Raw genomic sequence first — 12,501 nt, 5'->3', positions numbered from 1 at the left:
CGTGCCGTCAAAACGCAGGCCCCAAAACCAATGGGGTCGACAAAAGCAAACTCAACCCGATCGGGAGCCACTTGAAATGGCACCCGGTCGGGTTGCGGCTTTTCTACCCCTGGCGCTTGGCCGCAGCTTAGCGCCGTCTAATAGCCCGGTAAGTTGCCGCCTCGAATGCTTCCGCGGCCGCCACGCAGGGCCCGTCGAAAAAGGGCAACAGTCGGGTGGCCCACAGCCCGGCGATGCCCGTGTCTGGGTCGATCCACATGTAGAGGTTGCCCAGGCCGCAACAGCTGATGGATCCCTTTTTTCGTCCGGTGGGGGCGTCGGGCGGGCAGCCGTTGCTGTGGATGAGGCTTGTGCCGCTGGAGTCGACGAGGCCCGCCACGATGGGTGGGGTGCCTTATTGATCGTGTCGGCGCACGGCGACATCGATGGAGTACCAGATGGGGTTGAGGTTCGCTGACACGAGCAGGGAACGCGACGGCTGTGGAGTCATGGTAGCTCCTGCGACGGAAGTGTTACTTGAGTCATAACTTCAATAGTTTATGTGTCGCGGTACCACTGCTGCTACCCCCTCCCTCACCACCGGCACATCTTAGCGCTCACCGCCGGCCCATGCTGCCGACTGCTAGTGCCGGCTGCTTACCGCGATCCCACCGAGAGCTTCGACCAGGTCATTCGCCGCCTGCGCATCCGCACACAGGAAAAACAGCGTCGGGCCAGATCCAGACACCATGCCTTTCACGGCACCAGCAGCCACACCGCGTTCCAACGCCTCCGCCAAGTCTGGCGCCAGGGCCACCGCCGGCGCCTGCAGGTCGTTGACCATCAATCCAGCAACAGCGTCCGCACCCGTCGCCCCGCCGATACCCTCGGCACTTAAGGCCCGAGAGAACGCCTCGACGTCAACGGGGCTAGGGTCGGGGCACAGTCCCTCGTCGCGCATGGCATCTAGGGCACGAAACACCGCCGGCGTCGACAGCCCACCCTCGCGCGGGAGGATCACGAAGTGCAGCGGCAACGCGCAGTCGATAGGGCTGAGCACCTCACCCCGCCCGCGACCGCATTGGGTGCCACCGCGCAGCATGAAGGGCACATCGGATCCGAGTTTGAGGCAGATATCAAGCAGCTGCTGTTCACTCAGCACCTGTCCACCTAATGACGCCGCGTAACTCGCCGCCGCACGCACAGCGGCCGCACCATCGGCGGACCCACCGGCCATGCCGCCCTGGGTGGGGATCCGCTTGTGCACCTCGCAGCGCAGGTTGAGCGCAACGCCGGCGACACGAGAGATGTGTTCGATGGCTGCGCAAATAAGGTTGCTGGGCCCTAGCGGCACCTCGTCTGCTTGCCTGCCGGTGACGTGCAGTTCGGTATAGCTGACATAGCCTTGCTCGATGAAGCACCCGGCTTCGGGGTGGGTGGAGCCGTGGGCGTCGTAATCGATGAGTGTGAATGCGAGGTCGTCGTGCAGGGAGACTTCGTGGAAGATGCTCACCAGTTCGTGGTAGCCGTCCGCGCGGGCATTACCCACCGATAACGCTAGGTTGACCTTGGCGTACGCCGATTCCGTGTGCGCGTTCACTATAAGTTTTGAGCTGCCAGGCGGACAAAGTCTGCGATGCCGAGTTTTTCGCCGCGCTCCTGTGGGGAAATCCCCGCTCCCTCTAGTTCAACCTCGGCGATGATGGAGGAAGCGTAGTATCGCGTCAGTGCCGCGCGCAGAGTCTTGCGGCGTTGGGCAAACGCGGCGTCAATAAGCGGAAATAGCAGCTCCCGCAGCTCAGGTGTGATCGGCCAGGGGGCATCCTCGGGGGTGTAGCAATCTATTGCTACCAGTCCGGATTCGATGTTGGGCGCGGGCCAGAACACGTTCTTGCCGATTTTACCCGCCAAGCTCACCTTCCCGTAGAACGCCGCCTTCACGCTCGGCACACCATAGACCTTGCTTCCGGGCGCTGCCGCAAGGCGCTCGGCCACCTCCAGCTGCACCATCACCAGCACGCGGCGAATCGTCGGGAAGGTTGCAAGGAAATGCAACAATACGGGAACCGAGACGTTGTAGGGAAGGTTTGCAACCAGTGCAGTGGGACCACCGGGCAGGTCGCTGGCCTCGATTTTCAGCGCGTCCTTGTTGAGCACCCGCAGCTTGTCCGCATGCTCGGGCGCGCGCCATTCGACGGTGTACGGCAGTTCCGCGGCCAACCGGTCGTCGATTTCCACAGCGGTCACCCGGCCAGCTTTGTCCAACAGCTCCAGGGTTAAAGAGCCCAGCCCGGGGCCGATCTCGACTACGTGGTCCTCGCTGCCGATACCACTGTCGGCGACAATGCGGCGCACGGTGTTGGGGTCGTGCACAAAATTTTGCCCCAGTTTTTTCGTTGGGACTACGCCAAGCTTGTCGGCAAGTTGGCGGATCTCTGCGGGTCCCAGCAGCTCAGTCATAAAAGACCATCCTAGTGAATCCCGGCCGCGCTCCCCACACGGGACCTAGCGCAGGCCGAGTTTTGCGGTGCAGGCAGGCCATGCGCCCCAGCCCTGCGCGGCCTGTACCTTTTGCGCGATGGCGATTTGCTGTTCGCGGGTGGCCAGGTGCGCGGACGGTGCATACTCGCCACCGCCGAAGCTCAACCAGGTGGAAGGAGTGAACTGCAGTCCGCCGAAGAAGCCGTTGCCGGTGTTGATCGCCCAGTTGCCGGTGGATTCGCACTGTGCGATGGAGTCCCACACGCTACCTTCAGCCATTGCGGGGGCGGCGGGCTTGGTGCCGCGTTCAATCTTGGCGGGGGCCGCGGGCGTCAGCGCCACATCTTCAATGACGTCGCGTGCCTCTTCGACTCCATTGACCTTGCGGATGGTGGACACGATCCGCTTGGTGCCAGGCTTGGCCGGCTCGAGGATGTTTTCTTCACCCTCGTTGAGCTCCGGGTTGTCGACGTATTCGGCCGGTGCTTCGTAGGGCTTGGTTTCGGTCACTTCATCGTTTTGGATGCGGGTGACGCGGGCGGTCATGTCGGGGGTGACGGGCGTGTCCAAGGCGGGCTCCACGACGTCATCATCGTCGTAGGCGATACCCAGGCGATCGAGCAGGTCCTTGACGGTGTTTGCTGCGACGACCAGGTTTTCAACATTGCCGGCGTTGTCAACGGTGACGGGCTTCGGGGTGGCGATGCCGATGGACAGGCCAGAGGTAGGGATCTGTTGGTCGGAGGGGACGTCAACAGCATCGGAGGATCCGACGGACAGCTGGTTGAGGAGCTCTTCGATGGTCAGCGCGGTGGTGTCGATGTTTTGGGTAACACCGTCGATGGTGACGGCCACGGGTCGTGCGGTGCGCACGGTGATGGTGGCGTTGTCGCCGATTTTTTCGCTGGGTGCCGGAACGACCATGTCTTTGTCGCCGACCTCGATGCCTGCCTGGCGCAGGACGGAATCCACGCTGCCGGCCATGGTTTTAATGTGCTGAGTGTCGCCGTTGACGACCAGTTCGACATCTTTGTTCATGCTGACTACGACGCCACCACCGACGACGAGGCCGGCGAGCACGCCACCGGTTGCGATGCGTACGGGGACGGATCGGCCGGAGGAGGTGTTAATACGACGACGTGCGGAAAAGCCCACGGGGACACTCTTTCATTAGCTGTGTAGATCTTCGACTTTAGGGTTCAAAGCCGAAGGGGCCTTGGTTTTTAGTGCGCATTTTTTGGTGCGCGAGGCCCTCAAGCAACATTGTCACGATACGGTAACAATGCAGGTATGTCTAGCGGATTTAGGCTTTAGCGATGCAGCTCACAGAAAATTACAACCTCAGGATTCGCAACTTCCACAGCAGGCAACAGCAGCCACTCACACGGTGGCTTGGCCTCGGCCCGTACCCGTGGCCGCTGCCTACACCTGATAGACGCGCGCGAAGGTCTCGCTGACGTCGCGTGCCACTACGGCCGGATCAACCCCTCGCGCCTGCGCGATGCAGTGGGCCGCGTGCCCCACGAACGCCGGTTCGTTGCGCGTACCCCGGTAGGGTTCAGCCGTCATGTAGGGCGCGTCCGTTTCAATCAGGTACTGCCCCGCCGGCGCAATGCGGGCTGCCTCGCGCAAAAAGTCGTTGCGCTTGAAGGTGACGTTGCCAGCGAAACTGAGCACGTACCCCCTAGAAAGTGCTTCCTCCGCAACCTCGAGCGGTGAGGAAAAACAATGCAGTATGACGTCGCGGGGACGCGGGGCGTCGGCCAAAACCTCCATCAGCTCGGCATCTGCTTCTCGGTTGTGGATCATCAGGGCTTTGCCAGCGGAACAGGCGAGGCCAATGTGCCAGCGCAGGGCTTCAGCCTGTACGTCTAGGGGCGCGCAGTCCTCAGATTTTCCGATCCAATAGGTGTCCAGGCCGGTCTCACCAATCGCAACACACCTGGGGTCGGCAGCCATCTCACTAAGGCGGGCTCGCGCGGCGTCATCAAGCTCAAGGGCCCTGGTCGGGTGGATTGCGCATGCAGCGAACACATCCGCGTTACTGTGCGCCGCTTGCAAGGCCAGCTCAGCCTCGTCAAGACCGTCACCGACGGTGCAGATTCGGGCCACCCCGGCTGCCTTGGCGCGCTCGACGATGGCGCCCACTTCTTCAGGCGTACGCGCACCACAGGACGCCAGGTGGGTGTGGGCGTCGATGATCGTTTCGCCCGGGATGAGTGGCGCTGGCACCGGCTGCGGGCGGGGCTTTTTCTTAGCCACGCTGTGGGACTCCTTCGAACTGTGCTGCGGTTGTTAGCCCTGCTGGGCCGGCGCCCATTCGGGACCGGTCTGGCCAAGTTCTGGGTCGAGCTTGGCGATCAGCGGCTTCGGCTTGGACAGCGGAGTACCGGATTCAAGGGCAATAGGCTCCCACTTGGCCTGGGCGCTGGAGTAGTCGCCCATGATCACCGGGTAGCTCTTGCCTTCCTTGGGCACGCCGACGCCCACCGGGTTAACCGGCATGTCATCGTGCACTTCGACGATCTTCGGCATCGGTGCCCACACGCCTTCGCGACCCAGGGTTTCATGGACTTTTTGGGCAGTGTGCGGCAGGTAGGGGGTCAGCAGGGTGTTGATGTGGCTGACCACCTGCAACGCGGTCCACAGTACGGTGCCCAGGCGTTCGCGCTGGGTGTCGTCCTTGGCCAGCTTCCATGGCTCCATCGCCGCAATGTAGGCGTTGGCTTCGCCAACAACATGCATGGCGTGGGTGATGCCAGCTTTAAAGCGGTTGTTTTCCAGCGCTTCGCCGACGATACCGAATGCGTCTGTGGCCAGGTCGAGGATCGCTTGGTCTTCTTCGGTCAGCCGCCCGGGGGTCGGTACTTGGCCGAAGTTTTTGTGCGCCATCGACACGGTACGGTTGACCAGGTTGCCCCAGCCGTTGGCGAGCTCATTGTTGACGCGTCGGACGAACTCGTCCCAGGTGAAGTCGGTGTCAGTGTTTTCCGGACCTGCCACGGCGATGAAGTAGCGCAGCGGGTCGGGGCCGAAGTCTTTGAGGAAGTCCTTGACGTAAATGACCACGCCCTTGGAGGAGGAGAATTTCGAACCAGACATGGTCAGGTATTCGGAGGAGACAACCTCCGTGGGAAGCTGCAGCTCGCCGAACTCGCCGACCTCTCCCCCGCGGGCGCCTTCGCCGCGGTAGCCCAGTAGTTCAGCGGGCCAAATCTGGGAGTGGAAGGTGATGTTGTCTTTGCCCATGAAGTAGTAGGACAGGGCTTCCGGATCGGTCCAGAAGGTGCGCCACGCATCGGGGTTGCCGGTGCGGTAGGCCCACTCGATGGATGCGGACAGGTAGCCCACTACGGCGTCGAACCACACGTAGAGCTTTTTGGCGTTGTTGTCCTGCCAACCCTCGATCGGCACCGGAACACCCCAGTCGATGTCGCGTGTCATCGCGCGGGGGCGGATGTCGTCAAGCAGGTTGAGGGAGAATTTCAGCACGTTGGGGCGCCAATCCTCACGTGTGGACAACCATTGCGACAGTGCCTCGGCGAGAGCCGGAAGATCCAGAAGGAAGTGTTCGGTTTCGACAAACTTGGGGGTTTCGCCGTTGATCTTGCTGACCGGGTCGATCAGGTTGGCGGGGTCGAGCTGGTTACCACAGTTGTCGCACTGGTCACCGCGGGCACCCGGGGCGTTACAGATGGGGCAGGTGCCTTCGATGTAGCGGTCCGGTAGCGTGCGGCCAGTGGACGGAGAGATCGCACCAAAAGTGGTCTCTTTGATCATGTAGCCGTTGGTGTAGAGGCCTTTGAACAGCTCTTGTACCACCGCGTAGTGGTTACGGGTGGTGGTACGGGTGAACAGGTCGTAGGTCAGACCCAAACCAGCGAGATCTTCGACGATCTGCCGGTTGTAGCGGTCTGCGAGCTCTTGGACACTCACGCCCTCTTTTTCCGCTTGTACGAGCAAGGGGGTGCCGTGCTCGTCCGTTCCGGAGATCATCAGCACGTCTGCACCTGCCATTCGCTGGTAGCGGGCGAATACGTCGGAGGGGACACCGAAGCCAGCTACGTGGCCGATATGACGTGGGCCGTTCGCATAGGGCCAAGCGACGGCAGTGAGCACAGACTTAGACATAAGTGTCTAGCTTAATTGATGTGCTTACGAGCACGAAACGCTAGCGCTGAAGCACCTGCCAGCATCATGATCAGCGATGCAGCAATGACGCCGCGTACATCAGCACCGGTGTCCGCTAGCTTGCGGGACGGCTGAAAGAGAAAGGCAGCTAAGGCTTAGCGCTTCAAGTGCGGGGCGTGGATACCACGGCGCTTGCGAGCAACCTTGCGGCGTTCGCGGCGCTGCTGCTCCAGCAGGTGGCGGCGCTCCTGGGCGAGCTTCATCGCCCAACGCTGCTGCTCCTTGTGGTCAAGGTAAAGCTGATCGTTACTCATGCCGCGAACCAGGGCAAACATCAAACCAATGATGACCAAAAGGAACGGGCTGGCGGCAATAATCGTCACCGACTGCAGGTTGGACAGTGCATCGTTACCGCCGGAGATCAACAGGGTGAGGCCGATCGCTGCGGTGAGAGCACCCCACGCTGCGGTCACCCAGCGGTTAGCCTCCAGGCGGCCATGCATGGACATCGACCCCATCACCGTGGACGCAGAGTCGGCGGAGGTGATGAAGAAGGTTGCCAGCAGGATCATCGCAAAGAAACCAGCGATAGTGCCACCGGGTAGGGAGTGCAGGAGTGAGAAAAGCTGTGTCTTAGCATCGCCGTCGCCCCAGATGGACTCATCAGCCTGCTCGAAGTGGATAGCGGTACCACCGAAGATAGCGAACCATACGACGGTCACTGCCGCCGGAACGAGGGTCACGCCCACGATGAATTCCCGGACCGTGCGGCCACGAGAAATACGTGCCAGGAACATACCGACGAAGGGGCTCCAGGAAATCCACCATGCCCAATAGAAGATGGTCCAACCGGACAGCCACTCACCGGCGGTGCCGTCTGCAGAGTCAGCGGTGCGGGCCGCCATTTCGAAGAAGGACTGCAGGTAGTTACCGATAGCGGTGGGAACCATGTTGAGCACGGCCACGGTGGGGCCGAGAACGAACACGAAGATGGCCAGTAGGGATGCCAAAACCATGTTGGCATTGGAGACATACTGAATACCCTTACCCACGCCCGACATAGCGGAGACCAAAAATGCGAGGGTCAGGATCAACACGATGGTCAAAACAGTATTGTTCCGGGCTTCTTCCACGATGCCAGCAGCTTCGAGGCCTGCGCCGATCTGTAGAGCACCAATGCCGAGGGAGGCTGCGGTACCGAAAACGGTGGCCACGATAGCCAGTGCATCAATGAGTCCGCCGAGGAAGCCATCGGCGCGCTTCTCGCCGATCAAGGACACGAAGGCCGAGCTCAGCAGCTGCTTACGCCCCATGCGGAAGGTGCTGTACGCGATCGCCAAACCAACGATGCCGTAAATGGACCAGGGGTGCAGAGTCCAGTGGAACAGGGTGGTCGCAAACGCGGTGCCAACCTCATGTTCAGTGTGGCCCGGAACGCCATTGCGGTAGAAGGTTAGCGGCTCGGTCGTGCCATAGAACATCAGACCGATACCCATGCCGGCCGCGAACATCATCGCGATCCAGGACACGGTAGAAAACTCCGGAGCTTCGTCCTGTCTACCTAGTCGGATGAGGCCGAACTTGGACACGGCAATAGCGATGATGAAGAACACAAAGACGGTACCAAAGAGCACGAAGGCCCAACCGAAATTGTTCACCACGAACGACAGCGCGGTGGAGGCGAAGTTACTGAAGGACTCGGAAGCGGCCAAACCCCACACCACTACGGCGAGGACCGCAGCCATAGCGGGGACTACAACGGGCCAGTTCATCCCGGCCTCATCGTTGTCGAAGGCTGCATCGATATCGGCATCACCGAGCTCCGCCGGGAGTTCTTCGTGATTGTCGAGTAGCACAGCCAACTGGCTGTGGGCAGAGACTTCTTCCGTGCGTTCTGCGTGCTCCGCTGTGACATCGTCGAAGTGATCGACATCGGTGGCTGCATGTCCCGCGGCGGCAGTGTCCTGCTGCTCACGGGAAGCAGATACTTCTGTTGTATGAATATCTGGTTGTTCTTCTGAGGGATTTTTGGTCATGCCTACACACCTTGGTGTGTGGCGGGGGTGAAATCAACATGATCGGACTACCCCCGCGGGGCTCACAGCCCCCACTCAGTCACCCCGTTATCATTTTGTTACATTCCCTTTTTTGGGCAACATAACCCTATAGCCGCTAGTGGCGACGATTAAGAAAATCAATAAGAACGACTTAACAATCACCCTGACGGCCTAAGATCACGAAACGATAACAATCGGACGATGCGGTCACTAAAGTAACGCAGAACACACCACCACGGCGCTCCCCATCAGAAACTACCCCTCGGAACGCGCCAACAACACGGCCTCATACAACTGCTTCTTCGACACACCACCCACGCGCTCCGCCACCCAGGCACATGCCGACTTCAAACGCTCCCCCGAAGCAACCAAACGCTCAACCTCTTCCACACAGGCCGCCAACTCGTCCTCCCCCACCGGCTGAGCAGACGCAGCAGCCCCCTCCAACACCACAGTGATCTCACCGCGCACACCCCCCTGCGCCCACGCAGCAACCTCGCCCAAGCTGCCCCGCTTGACTTCTTCAAACGCCTTCGTCAGCTCGCGACACACCGCAACCCGACGCTGCTCCCCCAACACCGACGCAGCGTCATCAAGCGTCGAAGCAATCCGATGAGGGGACTCAAAAAAACACACAGCCCGACGCTCACCACGCAAAGACTCCAACCACGCCCGCCGCGCCCCAGGCTTCCGAGGCGCGAAACCATCAAAAGCAAAATGCCCCACACGCAGCCCACACAACGCCAACGCCGTCGTCACAGCCGAAGGCCCCGGAACCGAAGACACACGAATCCCCGCATCATGGGCGGCCTCCACCAAAGGGAAACCCGGGTCGCTAACAACAGGCATGCCCGCATCAGAAACCACCAACACCATCCCCGAACGAGCAACCTCCAACAACCCCTCCACGCGTGAGGCCTCATTATGGTCGAAATTGCTCACGATCTTGCCCCGCGGAACCACACCCAAAGCATCACACAGAGCACGCGTGCGCCGCGTGTCCTCCGCCGCAATCACATCCGCCACGGCCAAAGCCCGCTGCAACCGAGGGCTCGCATCACCGGCATTACCCAAAGGAGTACCGGCAACAACAACCCCCAACACATAGCCATCTTCCAAGGTCGCAGCAGCAGGCGCATCGTCAGAGATCATGCCCACCAGCATAAGGCACCGACGATACCCGCTCACATCCCCTAGACTAAAAGCCGTGAATCGCGGAGCAGAACTCACCAAACAACCCCAACAGGCCCCCACCGGCGCCAGCCAGGCGGGCGCCACAAGCTCCCCACAATGGACCCGCGCCGACTGGATCAGCCTGGCAACAATCACCGCACTCGCCGCCATCACCCGACTCATCGGGCTCACCGCAATCACCGGCGACGGTACCCCCATCTTCGACGAAAAACACTACGCGCCCCAAGCCTTCGACATCGCAGTATCCGCCACCAACCCGCTTACCGGCGGCATCGAATCCAACCCCGGCTACGGGCTGGTCGTCCACCCGCCCCTTGCCAAACAAATCATGGCCTGGGGCAACACCCTGTTCGGATACACCCCCATGGGCTGGCGGATCAGCGCAGCACTTGTCGGAATCCTCGTGGTTCTCGCGATCATGGGACTCACACGAAGCCTCACTCGCTCCACCCTGGTGATGACCATCGCCGGTCTACTCGCCGTCTTCGACGGAGTGCTACTGGTGATCTCCCGCTACGGGATGCTCGACATCTTCCAAACCCTGTTTGTCATCCTTGCCGCATGGGCCTGGGTGCTTGACCGACGCGACGTCACCACCCGACTAGAAACGACCATCGCCGGCACCACCGTGCCCTACCAACCCGGCTACCCCTCAAGCCTCCAATGGGGAATCCTTGGACCACGCCTAGGGTTCCGATGGTGGCGCTTCACCACGGGCCTCTGCCTGGGACTCGCACTGTCGGTGAAATGGTCCGGGCTGTACTACATCGCCTTCTTCGGACTGATCAGCGTCGGTGCCGACTACTGGTTACGACGCCGCGCGGGCATCCGCGCCCCACTGCCCGGCGCCCTCCTACGCGACGCACCCAGCGCCTTCGCAAGCCTCGTCATCTTGCCCATCGCCATCTACGCCTGGAGCTGGCGCGCCTGGTTCGCCTCCGAAACCGGCGTCTACCGGCACGCAGAACAAAGCAACGGCGCAACCGGCGGACTCTACGACCTACTTCCCACCGGCATATCCAACTGGCTGTACTACCACGTCAGCGTGCTGCGCTTCCACACCACCCTGACCAACAGCTCCGGCCACCAACACCCGTGGGAATCCAAGCCCTGGCAATGGCTAGCCGCCACCCGCCCCATCCTGTACTCTTCCACACACGACCTGAGCTGCCTCGGCACCACCAGCTGCTCCCGCGTCGTCTACCTCTTCGGCACACCACCGATCTGGTGGGTCACCGTCCCCGTCCTACTCTGGGCACTGTGGGCCGCAATCGCACGCCGCGAAAACCACTACTGGCTACCCCTGGGACTTTTTCTCGCCGGCTGGCTGCCATGGATGCTGGAATCCGACCGGCAAATGTACTTCTTCTACGCAACCGTACTGGTGCCTTTTAGCATCATCATCATCGCCATCATCACCAGTCAACTGATCACCAGCGACAGCGCACTGAAACGCAGAATCGCCCAAGGCTACCTAGCACTCGTCGTCGCCGCGTTCCTCTTCTTCTCCCCCTTGCTCTACGGCATCACCGTGCCCGAGTGGTACTACCAGTCCATGCTATGGCTACCCAGCTGGCGCTAAGCAGGGCTGGACTGCAAAGACTTCCAGGTGCGTACAATCTCAGCCCACCCGCGATCAGACAGCCACACAACAACCATCACTACAACAGACGCACACAACATCACCAACCCCCACAACTGGCCAGACGACGCCTGCCCCACCATCACGTCCCTGGCCGCGAAACCCGAACTGAACATAAACAACGCCCCGAACACCGGCAACACCGACCCCACAGCACGCGGACGCCAGGCACACCACACCAAACCAAAGGCCAACGCCAAACGCACCGCAGCAGCATCGCTCACGAAACGAGCAATACCCTGCTCAACCGCAACCGAAGTGGCCGAATCCCCCAACAGACGCAACGCCCACGCAACGTAGCCCACAGCCACGACAACCAACGCCACACGCGCAAAAGCAAGCAGAACAGCACCGCGCCGCCCAACCCCCGCGACGTCAACACCCGAAAGAACAACCTGCTGCAAACGCTCAGAATCCACAGGCACCTCAGGCACCATGCTGACCGCCAAATGGCGATTCAAGCGGGCTGCGCCTTCCACAAAGGCATGGCACTGCTCGCACATCGACACGTGCGCATCCAGCACATCATCATCAATGCCCGAAGGTTCCCCATCCAGACGCGCAGACAATGCCGCCTGCATACGAGCACAATCAAGCACGCCGCAACCTACCCCAACACCGCATCAAGCGACGCGCGGCCAGAACCAAACACCACGATCATCATCAACGACGCCATCAACACCAACACATACTCAAACCCATTGTTGGTGACAAACACCCCATGGTCGAAATGCACAAAATACGCCGCCGCCAACACCAACAACGCCAACGCCCCTGCCACGGCAGTCGTCAACAACCCGACAATCAACATTGAACCGCCCACCAGCTGCGACACCCCCGCCACCCAGGCAGACATCTGTGCCTGAGGAACCCCTGCCGCCGCGAAAATCTGGGCCGTCGCAGCGGCACCATCAGCGAACAAAATCTGCCAACCGTGGGCAATAAAGACAAAGCCCAGCACAAGCCTCAAAACGAACAAGGCTCCATCACGCACAGCAGGTTTATTCATAGGATCAC

General features: G+C 61.0%; 11 protein-coding genes. 2 read left to right on the top strand and 9 right to left on the bottom strand.

Features of this window, described 5'->3' with window-relative positions; genetic code table 11:
* Positions 1-76: 76 nt before the first annotated feature.
* Positions 77-457 (top strand): hypothetical protein, encoded by a 381-nt coding sequence (locus CARG_RS10035; protein ID WP_144198510.1) that lies wholly within the window; start codon positions 77-79, stop codon positions 455-457.
* Positions 458-622: 165 nt separating this feature from the next.
* On the opposite strand, the gene CARG_RS02855 is transcribed toward CARG_RS10035, so the two are convergent.
* The 7 genes from CARG_RS02855 to rsmI all read right to left on the bottom strand — a co-directional run bounded on the left by CARG_RS02855 (position 623) and on the right by rsmI (position 9,800).
* Positions 623-1,579, bottom strand: a complete 957-nt coding sequence (locus tag CARG_RS02855; protein ID WP_020975888.1) for a 4-(cytidine 5'-diphospho)-2-C-methyl-D-erythritol kinase — start codon at positions 1,577-1,579, stop codon at positions 623-625.
* Positions 1,579-2,439 (bottom strand): 16S rRNA (adenine(1518)-N(6)/adenine(1519)-N(6))-dimethyltransferase RsmA, encoded by an 861-nt coding sequence (rsmA, locus tag CARG_RS02850; RefSeq protein WP_020975887.1) that lies wholly within the window; start codon positions 2,437-2,439, stop codon positions 1,579-1,581. The genes CARG_RS02855 and rsmA overlap by 1 nt, the downstream gene beginning before the upstream one ends.
* Before the next feature lie 45 nt (positions 2,440-2,484).
* Positions 2,485-3,615 carry a resuscitation-promoting factor gene (locus tag CARG_RS02845; RefSeq protein ID WP_020975886.1) on the bottom strand — a complete coding sequence of 377 codons (1,131 nt, stop codon included), beginning with the start codon at positions 3,613-3,615 and terminating at the stop codon, positions 2,485-2,487.
* A gap of 267 nt (positions 3,616-3,882) precedes the next feature.
* Positions 3,883-4,722 (bottom strand): TatD family hydrolase, encoded by an 840-nt coding sequence (locus tag CARG_RS02840; RefSeq protein WP_020975885.1) that lies wholly within the window; start codon positions 4,720-4,722, stop codon positions 3,883-3,885.
* Between the two features lie 33 nt (positions 4,723-4,755).
* Positions 4,756-6,591, bottom strand: coding sequence for a methionine--tRNA ligase (gene metG, locus CARG_RS02835; protein WP_020975884.1), 1,836 nt, complete (start codon positions 6,589-6,591; stop codon positions 4,756-4,758).
* Positions 6,592-6,746: 155 nt separating this feature from the next.
* Positions 6,747-8,627, bottom strand: coding sequence for a BCCT family transporter (locus CARG_RS02830; RefSeq protein WP_020975883.1), 1,881 nt, complete (start codon positions 8,625-8,627; stop codon positions 6,747-6,749).
* Positions 8,628-8,903: 276 nt separating this feature from the next.
* Positions 8,904-9,800 (bottom strand): 16S rRNA (cytidine(1402)-2'-O)-methyltransferase, encoded by an 897-nt coding sequence (gene rsmI / locus CARG_RS02825; RefSeq protein ID WP_052331944.1) that lies wholly within the window; start codon positions 9,798-9,800, stop codon positions 8,904-8,906.
* Between rsmI and CARG_RS02820 the strand changes: the two genes are divergently transcribed.
* Positions 9,799-11,424, top strand: coding sequence for a dolichyl-phosphate-mannose--protein mannosyltransferase (locus CARG_RS02820; RefSeq protein ID WP_046204511.1), 1,626 nt, complete (start codon positions 9,799-9,801; stop codon positions 11,422-11,424). The genes rsmI and CARG_RS02820 overlap by 2 nt on opposite strands.
* Here CARG_RS02820 and CARG_RS02815 read toward each other — a convergent pair.
* Both CARG_RS02815 and CARG_RS02810 read right to left on the bottom strand, forming a co-directional pair.
* Positions 11,421-12,083, bottom strand: a complete 663-nt coding sequence (locus CARG_RS02815; RefSeq protein ID WP_144198507.1) for a zf-HC2 domain-containing protein — start codon at positions 12,081-12,083, stop codon at positions 11,421-11,423. The two genes, CARG_RS02820 and CARG_RS02815, sit on opposite strands and share 4 nt — an antisense overlap.
* Positions 12,084-12,091: 8 nt before the next feature.
* Complete coding sequence (locus CARG_RS02810; protein WP_020975879.1) at positions 12,092-12,493, bottom strand: DoxX family protein; 402 nt, start codon at positions 12,491-12,493, stop codon at positions 12,092-12,094.
* Positions 12,494-12,501 lie beyond the last annotated feature (8 nt).

Source organism: Corynebacterium argentoratense DSM 44202, from assembly GCF_000590555.1.
Lineage (GTDB): Bacteria > Actinomycetota > Actinomycetes > Mycobacteriales > Mycobacteriaceae > Corynebacterium > Corynebacterium argentoratense.
This window is presented reverse-complemented; position numbering and strand designations above follow the sequence as displayed.